The sequence below is a fragment of the Streptomyces sp. CB01249 genome (assembly GCF_001905735.1).
Taxonomy (GTDB): domain Bacteria; phylum Actinomycetota; class Actinomycetes; order Streptomycetales; family Streptomycetaceae; genus Streptomyces.
Genome location: NZ_LISW01000003.1, coordinates 84847 through 109291, shown reverse-complemented (window position 1 = coordinate 109291; position 24445 = coordinate 84847). Strand labels below are relative to the sequence as shown.

Here is a 24445-nt window from a genome sequence, read left to right as displayed (position 1 = left end):
GAACGAGAGCGAGGACGACGACGTGAACCTGACGCGTGGTTCCGCTCTGCTGCCCCTGGCCCGCGCCCTCACCGACGAGTGCGCCGAACCGGTCCTGCTGTTCGTCGAGGGCGCCGCAGGTGAGGGCAAGAGCCACCTGCTCCGGGCACTGGCCGGCCTGCCTGGGACGGCGCACGCGGTCCGCGTGCGGTGGGGGTGCGGAGCCGGCGCCGGACCGCCGGGCGAGGACGGGAACCGGCAGGCGCCCACTCTGTGGCTGGTGGACGATGTCCACCGGGCGGACGAGGCCGAACTGCGGTGGCTGCGCCGCGTCCTCGGGGGACTGGAGCCGGGATCCGCCGCCGCCGTGGCCTACCGGCCCGAGGAACTACCCGTCCCCGGCCTGCCGTTGGGCGGTTCGCCGATGACGTACCCCTCCCGGCTCACCGTGCTCCGGCACCGGCTGGCGCCCTGGGACGAGGAACGCGTCCACCGGGCCGCCGCGGAGGCGCTGGACGGCAGCTGCACGGCAGAGGCGGCGCGCAGACTGTACGAACTCACCGCCGGAGTGCCCCAGGTGGTCGTCGACCTCCTCGCCGTACTGCGGGAACGGCATCCGGCGTTCACCGGCACGGCGGCCGAGGTGGAGGCGGCCGGGGTACCGACCCGCCTCGCGGAACTCGTACTGAGCCGTACGCACGCGCTGCCCCCGGAGCACCGGCCGGTGGTCTGGGCGGCCGCCGTCCTCGGCACACCCACCCCTGGGGACGAGCTGATCGCGGTGTCGGGGCTCGGAGGCGTGGCGGGAACCGGCGCGTTGCTGCGGGCCCTGGAGACATCGGCCCTCGCGGAACCGACCGAGGGCCGCTACGGCTTCGCCGTCCCGCTGGCCGCCCCCGCCGTACGGGCCTGTGTCCCCGGACCCGTCCGTCAGGACCTGCACGGCCGGGCGGCGGCCGTACTGCGTCGCAGGCAGCCCGTGCCCTGGGCCGACGTGGCCGAACACCACAGGGCGGCCGGCGAGACCCGCAGCTGGCTCGCGGCGGTGGAGAAGGCCGCTGCGGCGGAAGCCGCGGCGGGCCGGCACCAGCCGGCGATCACCCTGCTCGAACGGACCCTGGCCACGCCCGGTCTGCCCCCGCAGAGCCGCGCCCGCCTCGCGCCGCTCCTCGCCCGCAGCGCGGTGACCGGACTGCGCTCGGACCAGACCGTCGAGGTGCTCGCGCAGATCGTGCGGGACGCGTCCCTGCCCGCGGCCGTACGCGGAGAGCTGCGGCTCGACCTGGGCCTGATGCTGGCCAACCAGATGGGCCGGGGGCCCGAGGGACGCCAGGTGCTGGAGCTCGCCGCCGCCGAACTGTGCGAGGTCCGGCCGGTCCTGGCCGCCCGCGCCATGGCGGCCCTGTCCAGCACGTTCGTACCGGGCAACCACATCGAGGCCGACCGGGAGTGGATGGCCAGGGCCGTCACCCTCACGGACGCCGGCGAGGACGAGGCCATGCGCACCGCGGTCCTCGCCAACCGGGCCGACCTCGCCCTGAGCTGCGCCGACCCGGGGGCGTGGGACCTGGTAGGGGAGCTGTCCGGGAAGGACACGGACCCCGCGTGCGCCCGGCAGGCCGCGCGGGGTCTGTGCAACGCCGCCAACTCAGCGGTCTGGCTCGGTTTCCACGACCGGGCGGAGGACCTGCTCGCGGAAGGACTGGAGCTGGCCGCACGCAGTGGCGCGCCCTACCTGGAGCACACGGCGCTGGGGGCACGGCTGCTCCAGGAGTGGTGGACCGGCCAGTGGACCGGCCTGGCCGAGCGGTGCGAGGACTTCGTCGAGGCGACCGCCGACATGCCCTTCCTGGCCTCCGACGCCTACGTCGTACGGGGCTTGCTCGCCCTCGCCCGGGGCGACTGGGGCGAGGCCGGGCCCTGGCTGTCCCAGCGCGGGACGACCCGACCCGAGAACCTGCCAGTGCCGCTGGCAGCGACGGCGGCCGGTGCCGCGATACGCCTCGCCCTGGCCCGCCAGGAGGTGGACGCCGCGGCGGACCGGGCACGCGCCGCCTGGACGGCCCTCGCCGAAAAGGGGGTGTGGACGTGGGGCCACGAACTTCTTCCGTGGGCCGTGGAGGCAGTGGCACGCGCAGGCGACACGACCGCCGCGCACGCCATGATCCGGGCCTTCTCTCAGGGCCTCGACGGACGCGACGCGCCCGCCCCCCAGGCCTCGCTGCTCTGGGGCAGGGCCGTTCTGACCGAGACGGAGGCGCTCGCCGGGGAGGAGCGCGGCGGCCTTCCCCGGGCCGCAGAGTTCTACCGGGAGGCCGCGGCGGCGTACGGGGTCATGCCTCACCCCTACAGCCGGGCACTGACCGCTGAGGGTGCCGCGCGCTGTGTGCTCATGGCCGCCGAAGCGGATACCCGGACGGCCGGGGAGGGCGGGGACACGGCCGTGTCGCAGGGCCCGGTCTCCGACTGCCTCTCCACCTTGTCGGCGGTCGCCGAGTTGGAGACCTGCGCCCGGACCTTCACCGAGCTGGGCGCCGTCTGGGACGCCGCCCGGGTCAGAGCCCTGCTGCGTACACAGCGGCCGGTGAAGAAGGGCCGCCCGCCCGGACGCCCCTCGCACGCCGACGAGTTGTCCCCCAGGGAGGCCGAGGTGTCCCAGCTGGCCGTCTCCGGCCTGACCAACCGCGAGATCGCCGCGACCCTCCACCTGTCTCCCCGGACGGTGGAGCAGCACATCGCCCGCGCCATGCGCAAAACCGGTGCGCTCTCCCGCCGCGACCTCGCCCGCCGCCTGGCAACGGCCCCTGCACCACAGGTACTTGAAGGGGCTTCCCCGGACGCGGAGCGCAACCGCCGCCCCGGGGTCGAGATCGCGCAGCGGTGACCCCCGAGGACCTGGACCACCCTCCTCGCATACCCGACAATGGGCGGAACCAGGGGGAACGGGGGAGGTACACCATGTTTGCGGTTCTCATCGTGTTCGGGCTGCTCCTGAGCGCCATCGTGTTTCTGATCGTGAAGGTGAACCTGCGGCACCGGCGGCGTACGCACACCTTCGAGGGCCAGGAGATCGAGCGGCACCACAGCGCGGAGATACGCAACATCCGTGCCGCCAACACCTCGGTCGCCGTCCACAACAGCTTCGTCAACGGCGGGAACGAGTACCGGCACAGGCGGGGCTGAGACCTGGGGTAGTCTTTCGCATCCCCGCACGGGGACACGACCAAGGAGGTGGGACCCATTACCGCTGTTTCGACCCGGGTGCTCCCCTCCCGCGAACGCGTGGCCGACCGGACTTAGGGCCTGCCGCGGAGCACCCCTCGGCGTTCCTCCGAAAGGCTCCGCACCATGCCGGTCCCGCTGTCACCGTCCGATCTGTCCTCCCTCGCCGCCGCCCTCCGCGCCGCCGGATGCGTCTTCGCCGAGGACGAGGCCGGGCTCATCGCCGCCACCGCCGCCGATCCCGCCGAAGTCGCCGCCATGGCCGCCCGGCGCGCCGCCGGGCACCCTCTGGAACACGTCCTCGGCTGGGCCGAGTTCGCCGGGCTCCGGATCGCCGTCGACCCCGGCGTCTTCGTCCCCCGCCGCCGCACCGAGTTCCTGGTCGACCGGGCCGTCACCCTCGCCCCGGACCCGGCCGTCGTGGTCGACCTGTGCTGCGGCTCCGGCGCGCTCGGCGCCGCGCTCGCCGCCGCCCTGGACCGGGTCGAGCTGCACGCCGCCGACGTCGAGCCCGCCGCCGTACGCTGCGCCCGGCGCAACATCGGCGACCGGGGGCGGGTCCACGAGGGCGACCTCTTCGCACCCCTGCCCGGCGCCCTGCGCGGCCGCGTCGACGTGCTCCTCGCCAACGTGCCGTACGTACCGACCGGCGACGTCGCCCTCCTCCCCGCCGAGGCCCGCGTCCACGAACCGCTCGTCGCGCTCGACGGCGGCGGCGACGGCCTCGACGTCCTGCGCCGGGTCGCCGCGGAGGCGCCCCGCTGGCTCGCCCCGGGCGGCAGCCTCCTGGTCGAGACGAGCGAGCGGCAGGCGGACACCGCCGCAGGGGTCCTGGCGGACAGCGGGCTCGTGACGCGTGTCGACTCCTGCGAGGAGCGGTACGCGACCGTCCTCACCGGGACGCTCCCCGCACGCCGCGCCCGCACCGCCTAAACTCCGAAGGCTGGGAGCTGATCGGGCGGCGAGCGGGAGAGCGCGGGATGACCATGGTGCCGGGGCGCAGGAGCAGTACGTTCACCCGACTGCTGCGGCACGGATTCACCGACCCGTCCGCCGCCGAGCGGCTGCTCGACCTGCCGGACTTCTCGTCCGTACGTACCGACTCGGTGCTCCTCGACGCGCTCGGGGCCACCGCCGACCCCGACCTCGCGCTGCGCGGCCTCGTCCGGCTGGTCGAGGCGGAGGAGGCGGGGGAGCGGCAGATCCTGCTGGACACCCTCGTCACCGCCAAGCCGCTGCGGGACCGGCTGCTCGGGGTGCTCGGCGCGTCCGAGGCGCTCGGCGACCACCTGGCCCGGCACCCGCGCGACTGGCAGGCCCTCGTCACGTACGAGGCCGCCGACCTGCACCCCGGGATCGCCGAGTTCGAGCAGGAGCTCGCCGGGGCGGACGGGCCGGACGCCCTGCGCGTCGGCTACCGGCGCTCCCTGCTGTCCATCGCCGCCCGGGACGTCTGCGGCACCACCGACGTCGCCGAGACCGCCGCCGAGCTGGCCGACCTCGCCACCGCGACCCTGCGCGCCGCCCTCCGCATCGCCTCGGCCGCCGCCCCCGACGACGCCGCGCAGTGCAGGCTCGCGGTCATCGCGATGGGCAAGTGCGGCGGCCACGAGCTGAACTACGTCTCCGACGTGGACGTCATCTTCGTCGCCGAGCCCGCCGACGGCGCCGAGGAGAGCAAGGCCATGCAGGCGGCGACCCGGCTCGCCTCGCACCTCATGCGGATCTGCTCCGACACCACCGTCGAGGGCACCATCTGGCCCGTCGACGCCAACCTCCGCCCCGAGGGCCGCAACGGCCCCCTCGTCCGCACGCTCTCCTCGCACCTCGCGTACTACCAGCGCTGGGCCAAGACCTGGGAGTTCCAGGCCCTGCTCAAGGCCCGGCCGGTGGCCGGGGACCGGGCGCTCGGCGAGGAGTACGTCGAGGCCGTCTCGCCGCTCGTCTGGCAGGCCGCGGACCGGGAGAACTTCGTCCCCGACGTCCAGAAGATGCGCCGCCGCGTCGTGGACACGATCCCCGCCGACCGCGTCGACCGGGAGCTGAAGCTCGGCCCCGGCGGGCTGCGGGACGTCGAGTTCGCCGTGCAGCTCCTCCAGCTCGTGCACGGCCGCAGCGACCCGTCCCTGCGCAGCGGATCGACCCTGGAGGCGCTGGGGGCGCTCGCCGAGGGCGGATACGTGGGGCGCGTCGACGCCGTACAGCTGGACGACGCCTACCGCTTCCTGCGCGCCATGGAGCACCGCATCCAGCTCTACCGGCTGCGCCGCACCCACCTCGTCCCCGACGAGGAGCCCGACCTGCGGCGCCTCGGCCGCTCCCTGGGCCTGCGCACCGACCCCATCGCCGAGCTGAACCAGGCGTGGCGGCGGCACGCGTCCGTGGTGCGGCGGCTGCACGAGAAGCTGTTCTACCGGCCGCTGCTCGACGCCGTCGCGCAGCTCGCGCCCGGTGAGTCCCGGCTGAGCACCAAGGCCGCCACCGCACGGCTCGTCGCCCTCGGTTACGAGGACCCGGCCGCCGCCCTCCGCCATCTGGAAGCCCTGTCGTCCGGGGTCTCCCGCAAGGCCGCCATCCAGCGCACCCTGCTGCCCGTGCTGCTCGGCTGGTTCGCGGACTCCGCCGACCCGGACGCCGGGCTCCTCGGCTTCCGCAAGGTGTCCGACGCGCTCGGCAAGACCCCCTGGTATCTGCGGCTCCTGCGCGACGAGGGGGCCGCCGCCGAAAACCTCGCCCGGGTCCTGTCGGCCGGGCGGCTCGCCCCGGACCTGCTGCTGCGCGCCCCCGAGGCCGTCTCCATCCTCGGCGACCCGCACGGCCTCGCCCCGCGCAGCCGGGAGCACCTGGAGCAGGAGGTGCTGGCCGCCGTCGGCCGCGCGGACGACGCGGAGACGGCCGTCGCGGTCGTACGAGGGGTGCGCAGGCGCGAGCTCTTCCGCACGACGGCCGCCGACCTCATCGGCTCGTACGGTACGGAGGACAGCCCCGCCGAGCCCGACCCCGGGGCCCTCGTGGACCGGGTCGGCAGCGCCGTCACGGACCTGAACGCCGTCACCATCGCGGGTGCGCTGCGCGCCGCCGTGCGCGCCGAGTGGGGTGACACCCTGCCGACCCGGTTCGCCGTCATCGGCATGGGGCGGTTCGGCGGGCACGAGCTGGGATACGGCTCCGACGCGGACGTCCTCTTCGTGCACGAGCCGCGCGCGGGCGTGGACGAGCAGGAGGCGGGGCGGGCGGCGAACCGCGTGGTCGCCGAGATGCGGCGCCTCCTCCAGCTGCCCACCGCGGACCCGCCGCTCCTCATCGACCCGGACCTGCGCCCCGAGGGCAAGAACGGGCCCCTCGTACGCACCCTGAAGTCGTACGACGCGTACTACCGGCGCTGGTCCCTGGGCTGGGAGAGCCAGGCCCTGCTGCGGGCCGAGCCGATGGCGGGGGACCTGGACCTGGGCGCGGAGTTCGTGGCGCTGATCGACCCCCTGCGGTATCCGGCGGACGGGCTCGGCGAGGACGCGGTACGGGAGATCCGGCGGCTCAAGGCCCGGATGGAGTCGGAGCGGCTGCCGCGCGGGGCGGACCCGACGCTGCACACGAAACTGGGGCGCGGCGGGCTGAGCGACGTCGAGTGGACGGTCCAGCTGATGCAGATGCGCCACGGGCACGAGGTCCCGGCCCTGCGCACCACCCGCACCCGCGCCGCGCTGGCCGCGGCGCGCGCGGCGGACCTGATCTCGGAGGAGGACGCCCAGACCCTGGACGAGGCGTGGGTCCTCGCGACCCGCGTCCGCAACGCGGTGATGCTCGTACGGGGGCGCCCGGGCGACACGTTCCCCTCGGTCCCGCGCGAGCTCACCGCGGTGGGGCGGTACCTGGGGTACGAGGAGGGGCACGTCGGGGACATGCTGGACGACTATCGCCGCGTGACGCGGCGGGCGCGGGGGGTTGTCGAGGAGCGGTTCTACGGGGGCTGAGCGGGGCCCTCCGGGGGTCTCGTGGGGCGCTCCCCCACACCCCGCTCCTCAATCGCCGGAGGGGCTTGATTTCGGCCGCTGCCCCGGGGTCAGTGGCGGGTCGCCGCGGGCTCGCGGTGGGGCTGCGCCCCGAGCGCGCTGAGGCGCGGGCGGTCCGTCTTGCGCGGGATGCACCTCGGCAGCCGGTGCGGTAGCGACCCGTACCACGCGTACGACACCGCGTAACCGAACGCCAGGCACGCCACGCCCCCCACCGCGTCCAGCCAGAAGTGGTTCGCCGTCGAGACGATCACCATCAGGGTGACCGTGGGGTACAGCAGGCCCAGGATGCGGGCCCAGGGGGCCGAGGCCAGGGCGAAGACGGTGAGGCCGCACCAGAGGGACCAGCCGATGTGCATCGACGGCATCGCCGCGTACTGGTTCGACATGTTCTTGAAGTTGCCCGACGCCATCGAACCCCAGGTCTGGTGGACCAGGACCGTATCGATGAAGTGGCCGCCGTTCATCAGGCGGGGCGGGGCCAACGGGTACAGGTAGTAGCCGAGGAGCGCGACCGCCGTGGTCGCGAACAGGGCCAGCCTGGCTGCCGCGTAACGGCCCGGATGCCGGCGGAACAACCATACGAGCACACTGATCGTGACGATGAAGTGCAGCGTCGCGTAGTAGTAGTTCATCGAGACGATGAGCCATGTCACCGAGTTCACCGCGTGGTTGACCGACTGCTCGACCGCGATGCCGAGGAACCGTTCGACCGACCACAGCCAGTCCGCGTTGGCGAGCGCGGCGGCCTTCTGCTCCGGGACCGCGTTGCGCACCAGCGAGTACACCCAGTAACTCATCGCGACGAGCAGGATCTCGAACCAGAGGCGGGGCCGCCGGGGCGACCGTGGGGAGCGCAGCCGGGACGCGGCGTGAGCGAGGGGTCTGTCGAGCGCTCTGCCGAGCCCGTGTGTGCGACCGGACTGCTTCGTGTTCGCCTCGGGAGCCGCCTCGTTCACGATGGGTGACGGGGTGGCCTCCGTGCGGCCTTCCTGTCGTTTCACGCTCAATTCACCCATAGGGACAGAGTCTGCCAGATTTGCCTTCTCTGCCCGATGATCCTCCGGCGGAGCGCGAGTTGCACGTCCGGCGCGGAGCGTCAGGTGTGCGCGACGGGCCGGTTACGCCCCCGCGTGCGACCCTGGGAGAGAGGCGGGGGCCGCACCGTCCTGGCCGGGGCCCGCCGCGGTGGAGCCGCGTACGACCAGCTCCGGCATGAAGACGAACTCGCTGTGCGGGGCGGGCGTGCCGCCGATCTCCTCCAGGAGCGTGCGCACCGCGGCCTGGCCCATCGCCGTCACCGGCTGGCGGATCGTGGTCAGCGGCGGATCGGTGAACGCTATGAGCGGCGAGTCGTCGTAGCCCACGACCGACAGCTCGCGCGGGACCTCGCGGGAGAGCCGCCGCGCGGCCCGGATCGCGCCGAGCGCCATCATGTCGCTCGCGCACACCACCGCCGTGCAGCCCCGCTCCATCAGCGCGGAGGCGGCGGCCTGGCCGCCCTCCAGGGTGTAGAGGGAGTGCTGGATCAGCTCCTCGACCTCGTCCGCCGTCAGGTTCAACTGCTCGCGCATCGTGGCGTGGAAGCCCTCGATCTTGCGGAGCACCGGCACGAAGCGCTTCGGGCCGACCGCCAGCCCGATCCGGGTGTGGCCGAGCGACACCAGGTGCGTCACCGCCAGCCGCATCGCGGCCCGGTCGTCCGGCGAGATGAAAGGTGCCTGCACCTTGGGCGAGAAACCGTTCACCAGAACGAAGGGGACGCCCTGGGCGCGCAGTTGCTCGTAGCGCCCCATGTCGGCGGAGGTGTCGGCGTGCAGCCCGGAGACGAAGATGATCCCGGAGACGCCGCGGTCGACCAGCATCTCGGTCAGCTCGTCCTCGGTGGAGCCGCCCGGGGTCTGGGTCGCGAGGACCGGGGTGTAGCCCTGCCGGGTCAGCGCCTGCCCGATGACCTGGGCGAGCGCCGGGAAGATCGGGTTCTCCAGCTCGGGCGTGATCAGGCCGACGAGCCCCGCGCTGCGCCTGCGCAGCCGTACGGGCCGTTCGTAGCCGAGTACGTCGAGCGCCGCGAGGACGGATTCACGGGTGGCAGCGGCTACCCCGGGCTTGCCGTTCAGTACACGGCTGACCGTCGCTTCGCTGACCCCCGCCTGAGTTGCGATATCGGCAAGCCGTGCGGTCATGGCATTGGACTGTACCGGGAGCGGGTCGGATTGCCCACCATGCACAGGAATCGGGCGGGACCGGCCGTCCCGGGGCGTCCGGAGCGGCGTCCCGCCGGGTCCGGCGGCAACGTCTTGCAAGGTCTTGCGGGCCCGGTTTGCCAGCTGCGGTCAGATCGTCGCACTGCGGAATCGGGGCTGGTGGGCCCGCTGTGGCAGGGATCGGGGAGTTTCGTCAAGTGGCTTGACGGCAACCTTGAGGACACGCCAATGTAACGATCGCCGGGGCTTGCAGAAATCTTCCGCAAAGTCTTTCGATCGTCTTTCATCCTTGTTACGTTCACGTCGACCCGGCGCCGCGACGGAGCGGTACGGCAGTTGAAGGAGTTCAGATGCGACGTGGCATAACGGCCACCGCCCTGGTCGCGGCCCTGGCGCTCGCGGCGACCGCCTGCGGCAGCGACGACAAGTCCGACGGCGGTTCCAAGAGCTCGGGCGAGCTCTCCGGCACCGTGACGTGGTGGGACACCTCCACCGCGGGCAGCGAGGACAAGGTCTTCAAGAAGATCGCCGAGGGCTTCGAGAAGCTGCACCCGAAGGTCGACGTCAAGTACGTCAACGTGCCCTTCGGTGACGCGCAGAACAAGTTCAAGAACGCGGCGCAGGCCGGCTCCGGCGCCCCCGACGTGATCCGCTCCGAGGTCGCCTGGACCCCCGAGTTCGCGGACCTCGGCTACCTGGCCCCGCTGGACGGCACCCCCGCCCTCCAGAAGGAGAGCGACTTCCTGAAGCAGGCCGCCGCGTCCACCAAGTACAACGGCAAGACGTACGCGGTGCCGCAGGTGATCGACTCCATGGGCATCTTCTACAACAAGAAGATGTTCAAGGCGGCCGGCGTCGAGGTCCCCACCACCATCGACGAGCTGAAGACCGTCTCCAAGAAGATCAAGTCGAAGACCGGCAAGACCGGCTTCTACCTGCGCGGCGACGACGCCTACTGGTTCCTGTCCTTCCTGTACGGCGAGGGCGGCGACATGGTCAACGCCGCCGACAAGACCGTCACCATTGACGACGCCGCCGGGGTCAAGGCCATGAAGGTCGTCAAGGACCTGGTCGACTCGGGCGCCGCCAAGACGGACGCCACCGACGGCTGGGACAACATGCAGGCGTCGTTCAAGAACGGCGACGTCGCGATGATGATCAACGGCCCCTGGGCCGTCGCCGACACCTACACCGGCAAGGAGTTCCAGGACAAGGCCAACCTGGGCGTCGCCCCGGTCCCGTCCGGCTCCGCCGCGCAGGGCGCCCCGCAGGGCGGTCACAACCTGGCCGTCTACGCCGGTTCCAAGAACCTGGACGCCTCCTACGCCTTTGTCGACTACATGACCTCCGTCAAGACGCAGGCCCAGGTCACCAAGGAGCTGAACCTCCTGCCGACCCGTACCTCCGCCTACGCCGAGGAGCCGGTCGTCAACAACGAGATCGTCGGCTTCTTCAAGCCGGTGGTCGAGAGCGCCGTCGAGCGCCCGTGGATCCCGGAGACCGGCAGCCTCTTCGCGCCGCTCGTCACCGAGTACACCAAGGTCCTCACCGGTCAGACGACCCCGGAGAAGGCGGTCAAGACGACCGGCGACTCCTACCGCAAGCTCCTCAAGGGCTGGAAGTAACTCAGGAAGGCAGGCCGGCTGATGGCTGTCCACACCAGCCAGTCGGTGGTGAAGGCCGCGGGCGACGACGTCGCCCGCGGCCGGAGCCGCGGAACTGGTAACCCCCCGCCGCCGGGACGGATACGGCGGGCCCTGTCGACGCACTGGTACGCCTGGACGATGGTGGCCCCGGTCGTCGTCGTGATCGGCGTGATCATCGGTTACCCCCTGGTCCGCGGCATCTACCTGTCGCTGACCGACGCCAACGAGCGCAACGTCGCGCGGTCCATCGGTGTCAACCACCTGCCCGCCACGTACAAGTTCGTCGGCCTGGACAACTACACCGACGCGCTCACCGGCAACCAGTTCCTCGGCACACTCGGGTGGACCCTGGTGTGGACGGTCTCCTGCGTGGCCATCACCTTCGGCCTCGGCATGGCCCTGGCGAACATCCTCAACCGGAAGATCGCCGGCCGTTCCGCCTACCGGATGGCCCTCATCCTGCCCTGGGCCGTCCCCGGTTTCGTCTCCGTCTTCGCCTGGCGCTTCCTCTACAACAACGACCGCGGGCTGCTCAACAAGGTCCTCGCCGGCGGCGGCATCGACGGGATCAACTGGCTGGGCGACCCCACGATCGCCAAGATCTCCGTCATCGTCGTCAACGTGTGGCTGGGCGTGCCGTTCATGATGGTCGCCCTGCTCGGCGGCCTCCAGTCCATCCCCAGCGAGCAGTACGAGGCCGCGGAGATGGACGGCGCCACCGCCTGGCAGCGCTTCCGCCACGTCACGCTGCCCGGACTGCGGCCGGTCTCCACGACCGTCATCCTGCTCTCCACCATCTGGACCTTCAACATGTTCCCGGTGATCTTCCTGCTCACCCGCGGCGGACCCGGCGAAGCCACCCAGATCCTGGTGACCCAGGCGTACAAGTTCTCCTTCGAGGTCAGCCCGCGCGACTTCGCGCAGTCCTCCACCTGGGGCGTGCTGATCCTCGTACTCCTGCTGATCTTCGCCACCATCTACCGGCGGGTCCTGCGCACTCAGGGAGATGACTGGTGACCACCACGACCACCCCCACCGCGCGCCACTCCGCGTCGCGCCCGGCCAAGGTGCGCAAGCGCGGCGAGCGTTCGCCGCTGGCCTCCACGGCCCTGCACCTGACGCTGATCGTCGCGTCCGTGATCGCCGTCTTCCCCGTGCTCTGGGTGCTGCTCACCTCGCTGAAGCCGGCCGCGCTCGCGACCACCACGGACTTCTTCAAGGAAACGACGTTCGAGAACTACACGAACCTCATCAAGGACACGAAGTTCCTGACCTGGTTCGGCAACTCGCTGATCGTCGCGGGCCTCACCACGCTCATCGGCGTCATCGTCTCCGCCTCCACCGGCTACGCCGTCAGCCGCTTCCGGTTCCCCGGCAAGCGCGGGCTGATGTGGACGCTGCTGATCACCCAGATGTTCCCGGTCGCCGTCCTCATCGTGCCGATCTACAACATCATGGCCGGCATGGGGCTGCTCAATAAGCCCGCCGGTCTCGTCATCACGTACCTGACCATCTCGGTGCCGTTCTGCGCCTGGATGATGAAGGGCTTCTTCGACACCATCCCGCGCGAGATCGACGAGTCCGGGCAGGTCGACGGACTCACCCCGTTCGGCACCTTCTGGCGGCTCATCCTGCCGCTGGCCAAGCCGGGCCTCGCCGTCACCGCGTTCTACTCCTTCATCACCGCCTGGGGCGAGGTGGCGTACGCCTCCGCCTTCATGGTCGGCGAGGACAACCTCACCCTCGCGGGCGGACTCCAGCTGTTCGTCAACCAGTACGGCGCCCAGTGGGGCCCGATGACCGCCGCGTCCGTACTGATCGCGATACCCGCGGCCCTGGTGTTCCTGTTCGCGCAGAAGCACCTCGTCACCGGCATGTCCGCCGGAGCCGTCAAGGGCTGAGTACCGCCCGTACGACCCGCACGCACGCACCAGTCACGGTGGCGCCGGAATCCCGACCCGGTCCCGGCGCCACCCCCCACCCAGACACCCCAGGGACGACATGACCCAGCACCTCGCTGCCCCCTCCACCGGCACGTCCGACGACGCCGCCGGCCACCGCACCGGCTGGTGGCAGGACGCGGTGATCTACCAGGTCTATCCGCGCAGCTTCGCCGACGGCAACGGTGACGGCATGGGCGATCTCGCAGGCGTACGCGGCAGACTCCCGTACCTCAGGGAGCTCGGCGTCGACGCGGTCTGGCTCAGCCCCTTCTACGCGTCCCCGCAGGCCGACGCCGGGTACGACGTCGCCGACTACCGGGCCATCGACCCGATGTTCGGCACCCTGCTGGACGCCGACGCGCTCATCCGCGACGCCCACGACCTGGGCCTGCGGATCATCGTCGACCTGGTGCCCAACCACTCCTCCGACCAGCACGAGTGGTTCAAGCGCGCGCTCACCGAGGGCCCCGGCTCCGCCCTGCGCGACCGCTACCACTTCCGCCCCGGCAAGGGCGCGAACGGCGAACTCCCGCCCAACGACTGGGAGTCCATCTTCGGCGGCCCCGCCTGGACCCGCACGGCCAACCCGGACGGCACCCCCGGCGACTGGTACCTCCACCTCTTCGCGCCCGAGCAGCCCGACTTCAACTGGGAGCACCCGGCCGTCGCCGACGAGTTCCGCTCGATCCTGCGTTTCTGGCTCGACATGGGCGTCGACGGCTTCCGGGTGGACGTCGCGCACGGCCTGGTCAAGGCCGAGGGGCTGCCGGACCTGGGCACCCACGACCAGCTGAAGCTGCTCGGAAACGATGTCATGCCGTTCTTCGACCAGGACGGGGTGCACGAGATCTACCGCAGCTGGCGCACCATCCTGGACGAGTACCCGGGCGACAGGATCGCCGTCGCCGAGGCGTGGACGCCGACCGTCGAGCGCACCGCCAACTACGTGCGCCCCGACGAGATGCACCAGGCGTTCAACTTCCAGTACCTGGCCACCGCCTGGGACGCCGCCGCGCTCCGCGAGGTCATCGACACCTCGCTCGACGCCATGCGGCCCGTCGGCGCCCCCACCACCTGGGTGCTCTCCAACCACGACGTCACCCGGCACGCCACCCGGTTCGCCAACCCCGCGGGCCTCGGCACCCAGATCCGCACCCCCGGCGACCGCGAGCTGGGGCTGCGCCGGGCCCGCGCGGCGAGCCTGCTGATGCTGGCGCTGCCCGGCTCCGCCTACGTCTACCAGGGCGAGGAGCTCGGCCTGCCCGACGTCACCGACCTGCCCGACGAGGCCCGCCAGGACCCGTCGTTCTTCCGGGCCGACGGCCAGGACGGCTTCCGCGACGGCTGCCGCGTCCCGATCCCGTGGACCCGCGAGGGCTCCTCGTACGGCTTTGGCGCGGGCGGCAGCTGGCTCCCGCAGCCCACCGGCTGGGGCGAGCTGAGCGTCGAGGCGCAGACCGGCGCGGCCGGCTCCACCCTGGAGCTGTACCGGGCCGCCATCGCCGCCCGCCGGGCGCACCCCGGGCTCGGCGCGGGCGCCGAGGTGCGCTGGCTGGACGCCCCGGAGGGGCTGCTCGCCTTCGCCCGCCCCGGGTTCGTCTGCACCGTCAACACCACGGGCGCCCCGGTCCGCATCCCCGTACCGGGCACGGCCCTGCTGTCCAGCGCGCCGGTCGAGGCCGACGGCGACACGGTCGAGCTGCCCGCCGACACCACGGTGTGGTGGACGGTGTGACGACCGTCCCCCTGCCGAGGGGCCCCGGCGCGGGCGGTGCGCTCAGGCTGTCGGACATCGCCGGCCAGGCGTCCGTCAGCGAGGCGACCGTCAGCCGGGTGCTCAACGGCAAGCCGGGCGTCGCGGACACCACGCGTCAGCGGGTGCTCGCGGCGCTCGACATCCTGGGCTACGAACGGCCCGTGCGGCTGCGGCAGCGCAGCGCCGGGCTGATCGGGCTGGTCACCCCCGAGCTGACCAACCCGATCTTCCCGGCGTTCGCCCAGTCCGTGGAGCAGGTGCTCGCCGGGCACGGCTACACGCCGGTGCTCTGCACCCAGCTGCCCGGCGGCGCCACCGAGGACGAGCTGGTCGAGCAGCTGGTCGAGCGCGGCGTCGGCGGCATCGTCTTCCTGTCCGGGCTGCACGCCGACACCTCGGCCGACCCGGCGCGCTATGCCGCGCTGACCGAGCGCGGGGTGCCGTTCGTCCTGATCAACGGATACAACGAGCGGATCAGCGCCCCGTTCGTCTCGCCCGACGACACCGCCGCCGTGCGGATGGCGGTGAGCCATCTCGCCGAACTCGGCCACCGCCGGGTGGGCCTGGCCATAGGGCCGCAGCGCTATGTGCCCTCACGCCGGAAGCGGGACGGCTTCGTGGACGCCGCGGTCTCGGTGCTCGGCCTGGACCGCGCGGACGCCGAACTCCTGGTCTGCTCCACGCTGTTCAGCGTCGAGGGCGGCCAGGTCGCGGCGGGCGCGCTGCTCGACCGGGGATGCACGGGGATCGTCTGCGGCAGCGACCTGATGGCGCTGGGCGTCGTCCGCGCGGCCCGGGACCGGGGGCTCGACGTGCCGCGCGACGTGTCCGTGGTGGGCTTCGACGACTCGCAGCTCATCGCGTTCACCGACCCGCCGCTGACCACGGTCCGCCAGCCGGTGCAGGCGATGGCGGCGGCCGCGGTGGGCGCGCTGCTCGAAGAGATCGGCGGCAGCCCCGTACAGCGCACGGAGTACGTGTTCCAGCCGGAGCTGGTGGTCCGGGGCTCGACGGCGGCGCTGCGCAGCGCCTGAATGGGCACGCGCACAGGAAGGGAGCCGGGTCCGGAGGGGGGACCCGGCCCTCGACGGGCGGGTCAGTCCTCGCCGTCGCCGTCCTTGAAGAGGCGTACGGTCGAGAGGATCTGGCGGATCGTGGTGTCGGACACCTCGTCCGGGACGTCGTGCGCCCCGACGTAGGTCCACGAGACGAACCTGCCCTCCGCGTTCTTGAAGGCGAACGTCATCGCCTTGCCGTCGGTGTCGCACTTGCCCTTCTTCGGCGACCCGGACGACGTGACCGTGACGAGGCTGCCCTCGACGCCCGACTTCGTACGGAACGACTCGGGCTCACCCACCGTCAGGCGCGAGCGGTCGGGCTGGGTGTAGAGGCCGTAGACCCAGGTCTTCGCGGTGTCCTCGGCGGCCTCGGCCGCGCTCTTGGCGCCCTGCTCGCCGGTGGTGCCGACGGAGGCCAGCGAGTACGTGTCGGGGCTGCCGTCCTTGTCGTCGTCGGAGGTGCACCACTTCTCCTTGAGGATCGCCGGGGCCATCATCGCGACCAGCGGCTTCTCCTTGGGGTCGTCGTTCTCCGTGACGTAGCTGACCCAGCTCGCGGACTGGCGCTTCCAGGAGACGGGCACGTCGAAGGTGATGCCGCGCTTGGCGTTGACCACCGTGTTCCAGCCGGGGACGAGCGGGTCCGCGCCGCCGCCTCCGGCGCCCCGGTCCGTCTTGTCGGTGCTCGCGGACGCGCTCGCGGTGGGCGTCGGCTGCGGACCCGCCTCGTCGTTCCCGTCGTCGCGCAGGGTCAGGTAGCCCACGGCCGCGCAGGCCACGACGACCGCGGCGGACGCGGCCACCACGGCGACCGTGGTCCGGTTGCGGCGGGGGCGGGGCGGTTCCGGGGCACTCATGCCCATGGTGGGCGCGGCGTGCCAGTCGGGGGTGCCGCGGCCGGGCTGCGCCGGGTGCGAACCGGGCTGCGTGCCGGGCGTGTTGGGCTGATCGGGGTGCGACTGCTCTCCTGGCCACATGGGGCGAGCCTAGCCGCGGGCCGGGAGCGGGCCCGGGGCGGGCCGACACAGGAGAGGCACCGGAGGTCGGCCCGGAGTGGGCCGGCGGGGAGGTGTGACCGCCGGTGCCTCTCGTGTTCCTGACCGGCCCGGCCGCCCGGGCGCGTGGGGCCCGGGGTAACGGGACCCCCGGCCGGCCGGACCGGAGTCGGGAGAAACGTAACAGGGCTGCAATGTCTTGCGTAAGACCTTGCAGGAAGAAATCCGCGGTATTTCGTGGATGTGAGCGGGTGATGTCCAAAGGGTTGACCGGGACCTGCCGGGCTCGTACGGTCTCGCTGCGGCAAGGTTTGCATTCTTGCAGCAAGAACCTTCAGGAGCCTTGAGGGCAGGGCGCGTTGCCGATGAGGCTGCACCGTCACCCGCAGTTTCCCCCACAGCAGGAGGAAAACATGGCCAGCAGACCCCTGTCTGCCGCGCTCGCCCTCGTCGCGGGAGCCGCCGCCCTCGTGGTCCCCGCCACGACGGCCGAGGCATCCGCCCCGGGCACCAAGGACGTCACCGCCGTCCTCTTCGAGTGGAAGTTCGACTCCGTCGCCAAGGCGTGTACGGACACCCTCGGCCCGGCCGGATACGGCTTCGTCCAGGTCTCGCCGCCCCAGGAGCACATCCAGGGCAGCCAGTGGTGGACCTCGTACCAGCCGGTCAGCTACAAGATCGCCGGGCGGCTCGGAGACCGTACGTCCTTCGCCAACATGGTCAGCACCTGCCACAGCGCGGGCGTCAAGGTCGTCGCGGACTCCGTCATCAATCACATGACCAGCGGTTCGGGCACCGGCACGGGCGGCAGCTCGTACACCAAGTACAACTACCCCGGCCTCTACTCCTCGGCCGACATGGACGACTGCACCGCCCAGATCAGCAACTACGGCGACCGCGCCAACGTCCAGAACTGCGAGCTGGTCGGGCTCGCCGACCTGGACACCGGTGAGGACTACGTACGCGGGAAGATCGCCGGATACCTCAACGACCTGCTCTCGCTCGGAGTCGACGGATTCCGCATCGACGCGGCCAAGCACATGCCCGCCGGTGACCTCGCCAACATCAAGTCCCGGCTGAGCAACCCGGGCGTCTACTGGAAGCAGGAGGCGATCTACGGGGCCGGCGAGGCCGTCTCGCCCGACGAGTACGCGGGCAACGGCGACGTCCAGGAATTCCGCTACGCCCGCAGCCTCAAGCAGGTCTTCAACAACGAGAACCTCGCCAACCTGAAGAACTTCGGCGAGGGCTGGGGCTTCATGCCCTCCTCGACGGCCGCGGTGTTCGTGGACAACCACGACACCGAGCGGGGCGGCGACACGCTGAACTACAAGGACGGCGCCAATTACACGCTCGCCAGCGTGTTCATGCTGGCCTGGCCCTACGGCTCGCCCGACGTCCACTCCGGCTACGAGTGGTCCGACAAGGACGCGGGCCCGCCCAACGGCGGCACGGTGAACGCCTGCTACAGCGACGGCTGGAAGTGCCAGCACGCCTGGCGCGAGATCTCCTCCATGGTCGGCTTCCGCAACACCGCGCGCGGTGAGGCCGTCACCAACTGGTGGGACAACGGCGGCGACCAGATCGCCTTCGGGCGCGGCTCCAAGGCGTACGTGGCGATCAACCACGAGGGCTCCTCGCTGACGCGCACCTTCCAGACCTCGCTGCCCGCCGGCGACTACTGCGACGTCCAGTCCGGCACGGGCGTCACGGTCAACGGCTCCGGCCAGTTCACCGCGACCCTCGGCGCCAACACCGCGCTCGCCCTGCACACCGGCGCCCGCACCTGCGGCGGCTCCACCGGCACCACCGACCCGGGTACGGGGACCGGCACCTCCGGCGCCTCCTTCGGCGTCAACGCCACCACCCAGCTCGGCCAGAACATCTACGTCACCGGCAACCAGTCCGCCCTCGGCAACTGGAACACCGGCAGCGCGCTGAAGCTGGACCCGGCGACGTACCCGGTCTGGAAGCTCGACGTGAACATGCCCGCGGGCACCGCGTTCGAGTACAAGTACATCCGCAAGGACGCGAGCGGCAACGTGACCTGGGAGAGCGGTGCCAACCGCACGGCCACGGTGCCGTCCTCCGGCAGGGTCACGCTGACCACCGACGTCTGGCGCGGCTGACCTCCACCCCCCACCGCCGGACGGGCCGTCCCCCAGCGGCCCGTCCGGCCCCGCACACCCCCGTACCCCTGCTAGGAGAGCCCGAGTGAAACGTCCGTACCCGCGCGTGCCCGCACCCAGAACGGCGACCGCCGTCGTCGCGGCCGCCCTGTGCGCGGCCCTGGTGCCCGCGCTGCCCGCCGCCGCGGCCCGGCCGCCCGCCGCGCCCTCGGACGCCAAGCTGGCCGCCCAGGCCACCCGGCACGACCTGACCCGCGAGCAGTTCTACTTCGTGATGCCCGACCGGTTCGCCAACGGGGACACCCGCAACGACCGCGGCGGGCTCACCGGTTCGCGCCTGGAGACCGGCTACGACCCCACCGACAAGGGGTTCTACCAGGGCGGCGACCTCAAGGGGCTGACCGACCGGCTCGACTACATCAAGGGGCTCGGCACCACCGCCATCTGGCTCGCGCCGATCTTCAGGAACCGGCCCGTCCAGGGCGCCGGCAAGGACGCCTCGGCCGGTTACCACGGCTACTGGATCACCGACTTCACCCAGGTCGACCCTCACTTCGGCACCAACGCCGACCTGACCAAGCTGATCGACAAGGCCCACCGCAAGGGCATGAAGGTCTTCTTCGACGTCATCACCAACCACACCGCCGACACCGTCGACTACGCCGAGAAGACCTACGGCTACAAGTCCAAGGGCGCCTACCCCTACCTCGACCGCGACGGGCGCCCCTTCGACGACGCCGCCGGCATGGCGAAGGTGGACGCCGACTCCTTCCCGTACAAGCCGGTCAGCGGCGGCGGCAAGACGCCGTCCTGGCTCAACGACCCGACGATGTACCACAACCGGGGCGACTCGACGTACGCCGGGGAGTCCACCACGTACGGCGACTTCTCCGGGCTCGACGACCTGTGGACCGAGCGGCCCGAGGTCGTCTCCGGCATGGAGAAGATCTACGAGAAGTGGGTCCGCGACTTCGACATCGACGGGTTCCGGATCGACACCGTCAAGCACGTCGACATGGACTTCTGGACCCAGTGGGCCACCGCCCTCGACGCGTACGCGGCCAAGCACGGGCGCAAGGACTTCTTCATGTTCGGCGAGGTCTACTCCTCGGACACCGCCGTCACCTCGCCGTACGTCACGCAGGGGCGGCTGGACGCCACGCTCGACTTCCCGTTCCAGGAGGCGGCCCGCCAGTACGCCTCGCAGGGCGCCCCCGCCTCGAAGCTCGCCGCCGTCTTCGGCGACGACTACCGGTACACCACCGACAAGGCCAACGCCTACGAGCAGGTGACCTTCCTCGGCAACCACGACATGGGCCGCATCGGGACCTTCCTCAAGCAGGACAACCCGGAGGCCGGTGACGCGGAGCTGGTGAAGCGCGCGGAGCTCGCCAACGAGCTGATGTTCCTCGGCCGGGGCAACCCCGTCGTCTACTACGGCGACGAGCAGGGCTTCACGGGTGCCGGCGGCGACAAGGACGCCCGCCAGACGATGTTCGCCTCGAAGACCGCCGACTACCTGGACGACGACGAGCTGGGCACCGACCGCACGCACGCCTCCGACGCGTACGACACGACCCACCCGCTCTACCGCACCATCGCCGCCCTCTCGAAGCTGACCCGGGACAACCCGGCGCTCCGCGACGGCGTCCAGACCGAGCGGTACGCCGAGGGCTCGGTGTACGCCTTCTCGCGCACCGACGCCAAGCGCGGCGACGAGTACCTGGTCGCCACCAACAACGGCACCTCCGCGAAGACCGTCGAGCTGCCCACCGGATCCGCCCGCATGGACTTCCGTACGCTGTACGGCGGCAAGGGCACGGTCCGCAGCGGCGCCGACCGGAAGGTCACCGTCACCGTCCCGGCCCTGTCGAGCCTCGTGCTCCGCGCGGCCAAGCCCCTCGCGGCCCCGGCGACCAAGCCCTCCGTCACCCTGAAGGCCCCCGCCGCGGGCGCCACCGGCACCGTCGAGCTGACCGCCGACGTGGACGGCGGCTCGCTCAACCGGGTCGTCTTCGCCGCCCAGACCGGCAACGGCAAGTGGACCACCCTCGGCACCGCCGACCACGCCCCGTACAAGGTCACCCAGACGCTGAGCGACGAGACCGCCGCCGGAACACCGCTGCGCTACAAGGCCGTCGTGGTGGACCGCACCGGCCGCACCGCGAGCGCCACCGCCTCCTCCACCGCCGGACAGGCACCCGCCCCCGCCAAGCCCGTCGCGGTCGAGCGGGACTACGCCGTCGTCCACTACCAGCGCGCCGACGGCGACTACGACGGCTGGCAGGCCAAGTCCGGCGAGACCACCGCCGCCTTCGCCGGGCGCGACGCGTACGGCGCGTTCGCGTGGATCAAGGTGCCCGAGGGCGCCGCCACCGTCCCGTACACCGTCGAGAAGTCCGGCACCGCCGACGGGCCCGAGCGCACCGTGGACCTCGCCGCGACCGGTGAGGTGTGGATCGCGCAGGGCGAGGACGGCCAGGCCGAGACCGCGCCCGACGGGGCCTACCCGGAGCAGGACACCACCAAGGCCGTCCTGCACTACTACCGGGCCGACGGCGACTACGACGGCTGGGGGCTGCACACCTGGACCGGCGCCGAGGAGCCCACGGACTGGGCCAAGCCGCTCCAGCCCGTGAAGAAGGACGCCTCCGGGCTCACCTTCGAGGTCCCGCTCGCCGACGGGGCCACCTCGCTCAGCTACATCCTGCACCGGGGCGACGAGAAGGACCTCCCCAGCGACCAGTCCCTCGACCTCGCCACGTATGGCCACGAGGTCTGGATGCTGGGCGGCCAGGGCGGCTACCTGCTCCCGCAGGCCGGAGGGGTGCCGACGCCCGACCTCACCAAGGCCGAGGCGCAGTGGATCGACGCCGACACGGTCGTCTGGAAGGTGAAGGCCACCGAGGCCACCAGCCAGCAGCTCGTGTACGCGGAGAAGGGCGGCATCACCGTCGAGGACGGCGCCCTCAGTGACGAGGGCCAGTGGCTGCGGCTCACCCCGGCCGCGCTCACCGACGCCCAGAAGGCGAAGTACCCGCACCTCAAGGACTACCCCGCCTTCACCGTCGACGTCCGGGACCGCGACCGCGTCCGCGACGCCCTGCGCGGCCAGCTCATCGCCACCCAGCGCGCCGCCAACGGGGCCCTGCTCGCCGCCACCGGGGTGCAGAGCGCCGGAGTCCTCGACGACCTCTACGGCGCGAAGGCGACCGGCGCCGCGCTCGGCCCGGTCTTCCGCCACGGCACCCCCACCCTCTCGGTGTGGGCGCCCACCGCCCGTACCGTCGCCCTCGAACTCGACGGGAAGACCGTGCCCATGCGGCGCGACGACCGCACCGGCGTCTGGTCCGTCACCGGAAAGAAGAGCTGGACCGGCAAGCCCTACCGGTACGTCGTGAACGTCTGGGCGCCCACCGTCCAGAAGCTCGTCACCAACAAGGTCACCGACCCCTACTCCACCGCCCTCACCACCGACTCCGCCCGCAGCCTCGTCGTGGACCTGGAGGACCGGAAGCTCGCCCCCAAGGGCTGGGACACGCTCCGCAAGCCCGCCGCCGTGCCGCTGCGTGACGCGCAGATCCAGGAGCTCCAGATCCGCGACTTCTCCATCGCGGACCCCACCTCCAAGCACCCCGGCGAGTACCTGGCGTTCACCGACACCCGCTCCGACGGGATGAAGCACCTCAAGCAGCTCGCGGACTCCGGCACCAGCTACGTCCACCTGCTGCCCGCCTTCGACATCGGCACCATCCCCGAGAAGAAGAAGGACCAGGCCGAGCCCGCCTGCGACCTGTCCGTCTACGCCCCCGACTCCGCCGAACAGCAGGCGTGCGTCGCGAAGGCCGCCGCGAAGGACGCCTTCAACTGGGGCTACGACCCGCTGCACTACACCGTCCCCGAGGGCAGTTACGCCTCCGACCCGGACGGCACGAAGCGCACGGTCGAGTTCCGGCAGATGGTCCAGGGCATCAACGGCGCCGGTCTGCGGACCGTCATGGACGTCGTCTACAACCACACCGTCGCCTCCGGCCAGGACGGCAAGTCCGTCCTCGACCGGATCGTGCCCGGCTACTACCAGCGGCTCCTGGAGGACGGCACCGTCGCCACCTCCACCTGCTGCGCCAACACCGCCCCCGAGAACACCATGATGGGCAAGCTCGTCGTGGACTCGATCGTCACCTGGGCCAAGGAGTACAAGGTCGACGGCTTCCGCTTCGACCTGATGGGCCACCACCCCAAGGCCAACATCCTGGCCGTCCGCAAGGCCCTCGACGCGCTGACCGTGGCCAAGGACGGCGTGGACGGCAAGAAGATCATCCTGTACGGGGAGGGCTGGAACTTCGGTGAGATCGCCGACGACGCCCGCTTCGTCCAGGCCACCCAGAAGAACATGGCCGGCACCGGCATCGCCACCTTCTCCGACCGGGCCCGCGACGCCGTACGCGGCGGCTCCCCGTTCGACGAGGACCCCGGCGTCCAGGGCTTCGCCACCGGCCTCTACACCGACCCCAACACCTCCACCGCCAACGGCACGCAGGCCGAGCAGAAGGCCCGCCTGCTGCACTACCAGGACCTGATCAAGGTCGGCCTCACCGGCAACCTCGCCGACTACACCTTCACCGACACCACGGGTGCCACCGTCAAGGGCTCCGGCGTCGACTACAACGGCGCCCCGGCCGGGTACGCCGCCGCACCCGGTGACGCGCTCGCCTACGCCGACGCCCACGACAACGAGACCCTGTACGACGCGCTCGCGTTCAAGCTCCCGGCGGGAACCTCCGCCGCCGACCGGGCCCGCATGCAGGTCCTGGCCATGGCGACGGCGACCCTCTCGCAGGGCCCCGCCCTCTCCCAGGCCGGCACGGACCTGCTGCGCTCCAAGTCGCTGGACCGCAACTCCTTCGACAGCGGCGACTGGTTCAACGCCCTGCACTGGGACTGCCGGGCCGGCAACGGCTTCGGGCGCGGACTGCCGCCGGCCGCGGACAACGAGGCCAAGTGGTCCTACGCGAAGCCCCTGCTGACCAACGCCACGGTCACTCCGGGCTGCGCACAGATCAACGGCGCCTCGGCCGCGTACCAGGACCTGCTCACCATCCGCACCACGGAGCAGGACTTCGACCTGGCGAGCGCCGCCCAGGTGCAGTCCCGGCTCGCCTTCCCGCTGTCCGGCAAGGACGAGACCCCCGGCGTGATCACCATGCGCCTCGGCAAGCTCGTCGTCGTCTTCAACGCGGCCCCCGGCACCACCACCCAGAAGGTGACCGCGCTGGCCGGAAAGGACTACGCCCTGCACCCCGTCCAGGCGAAGGGCGCGGATCTTACCGTCAAGAAGTCCTCGTACGAGCGGAGTTCGGGCAGCTTCACCGTTCCGGGACGCACGGTGGCGGTGTTCACCCTGCGCTGACCCGCACAGGACTACCGTATGGGCAGCCGCCCGGGGGTTTAGGGCCTTTCGTTTGGATCAGGCTGGGCTCGCGGGTCGTGGCACGCGTGT

The 24445-nt window shown here is 71.6% G+C and carries 14 protein-coding genes; 11 read left to right on the top strand and 3 right to left on the bottom strand.

Translation table 11 applies throughout. The annotated features are described in order from the left end of the window. Positions 1 to 22 precede the first annotated feature (22 nt). The 4 genes from AMK18_RS16150 (at position 23) to AMK18_RS16135 (ending at position 7172) form a co-directional block, all read left to right on the top strand. A complete protein-coding gene (locus AMK18_RS16150; RefSeq protein ID WP_073863321.1) occupies positions 23 to 2863 on the top strand; it encodes a helix-turn-helix transcriptional regulator in 2841 nt (946 codons plus the stop codon). Positions 2864 to 2937: 74 nt separating this feature from the next. Further along, positions 2938 to 3162 (top strand): hypothetical protein, encoded by a 225-nt coding sequence (locus AMK18_RS16145; protein WP_018103500.1) that lies wholly within the window; start codon positions 2938 to 2940, stop codon positions 3160 to 3162. Positions 3163 to 3327: 165 nt separating this feature from the next. Next, positions 3328 to 4134 (top strand): putative protein N(5)-glutamine methyltransferase, encoded by an 807-nt coding sequence (locus AMK18_RS16140; protein ID WP_018103501.1) that lies wholly within the window; start codon positions 3328 to 3330, stop codon positions 4132 to 4134. 47 nt (positions 4135 to 4181) lie between these two features. After that, positions 4182 to 7172 carry a bifunctional [glutamine synthetase] adenylyltransferase/[glutamine synthetase]-adenylyl-L-tyrosine phosphorylase gene (locus tag AMK18_RS16135; RefSeq protein WP_073863320.1) on the top strand — a complete coding sequence of 997 codons (2991 nt, stop codon included), beginning with the start codon at positions 4182 to 4184 and terminating at the stop codon, positions 7170 to 7172. A gap of 89 nt (positions 7173 to 7261) precedes the next feature. Here AMK18_RS16135 and AMK18_RS16130 read toward each other — a convergent pair whose 3' ends face one another. Both AMK18_RS16130 and AMK18_RS16125 read right to left on the bottom strand, forming a co-directional pair. Further along, positions 7262 to 8215, bottom strand: a complete 954-nt coding sequence (locus AMK18_RS16130) for a phosphatase PAP2 family protein (protein ID WP_420707104.1) — start codon at positions 8213 to 8215, stop codon at positions 7262 to 7264. 117 nt (positions 8216 to 8332) lie between these two features. Further along, complete coding sequence (locus AMK18_RS16125; RefSeq protein WP_018103504.1) at positions 8333 to 9397, bottom strand: LacI family DNA-binding transcriptional regulator; 1065 nt, start codon at positions 9395 to 9397, stop codon at positions 8333 to 8335. A 371-nt stretch (positions 9398 to 9768) separates the two neighbouring features. On the opposite strand from AMK18_RS16125, the gene AMK18_RS16120 reads away from it, so the two are divergent. The 5 genes from AMK18_RS16120 to AMK18_RS16100 all read left to right on the top strand — a co-directional run bounded on the left by AMK18_RS16120 (position 9769) and on the right by AMK18_RS16100 (position 15797). Further along, complete coding sequence (locus tag AMK18_RS16120; RefSeq protein ID WP_073863319.1) at positions 9769 to 11043, top strand: extracellular solute-binding protein; 1275 nt, start codon at positions 9769 to 9771, stop codon at positions 11041 to 11043. 21 nt (positions 11044 to 11064) lie between these two features. Next, on the top strand, positions 11065 to 12081 hold the full coding sequence (locus AMK18_RS16115; protein ID WP_018103506.1) for a carbohydrate ABC transporter permease: 1017 nt from the start codon (positions 11065 to 11067) through the stop codon (positions 12079 to 12081). Beyond that, positions 12078 to 12965 (top strand): sugar ABC transporter permease, encoded by an 888-nt coding sequence (locus tag AMK18_RS16110; RefSeq protein ID WP_018103507.1) that lies wholly within the window; start codon positions 12078 to 12080, stop codon positions 12963 to 12965. The genes AMK18_RS16115 and AMK18_RS16110 overlap by 4 nt, the downstream gene beginning before the upstream one ends. A gap of 100 nt (positions 12966 to 13065) precedes the next feature. Beyond that, a complete protein-coding gene (locus tag AMK18_RS16105) occupies positions 13066 to 14742 on the top strand; it encodes a glycoside hydrolase family 13 protein (protein ID WP_018103508.1) in 1677 nt (558 codons plus the stop codon). Then, complete coding sequence (locus AMK18_RS16100) at positions 14727 to 15797, top strand: LacI family DNA-binding transcriptional regulator (RefSeq protein WP_020207440.1); 1071 nt, start codon at positions 14727 to 14729, stop codon at positions 15795 to 15797. Before AMK18_RS16105 ends, AMK18_RS16100 begins: the two co-directional genes overlap by 16 nt. 62 nt (positions 15798 to 15859) lie before the next feature. On the opposite strand, the gene AMK18_RS16095 is transcribed toward AMK18_RS16100, so the two are convergent. Then, positions 15860 to 16684, bottom strand: coding sequence for a hypothetical protein (locus AMK18_RS16095; RefSeq protein WP_079199296.1), 825 nt, complete (start codon positions 16682 to 16684; stop codon positions 15860 to 15862). A 545-nt stretch (positions 16685 to 17229) separates the two neighbouring features. Here AMK18_RS16095 and AMK18_RS16090 point away from each other — a divergent pair. Then, positions 17230 to 18945 carry a carbohydrate-binding module family 20 domain-containing protein gene (locus AMK18_RS16090; RefSeq protein WP_073863318.1) on the top strand — a complete coding sequence of 572 codons (1716 nt, stop codon included), beginning with the start codon at positions 17230 to 17232 and terminating at the stop codon, positions 18943 to 18945. Positions 18946 to 19030: 85 nt separating this feature from the next. Next, the gene (pulA, locus tag AMK18_RS16085; protein ID WP_073863317.1) at positions 19031 to 24355 is read left to right on the top strand and encodes a pullulanase-type alpha-1,6-glucosidase; all 5325 of its coding nucleotides are present in this window, start codon (positions 19031 to 19033) and stop codon (positions 24353 to 24355) included. The last annotated feature ends 90 nt before the right edge of the window (positions 24356 to 24445 follow it).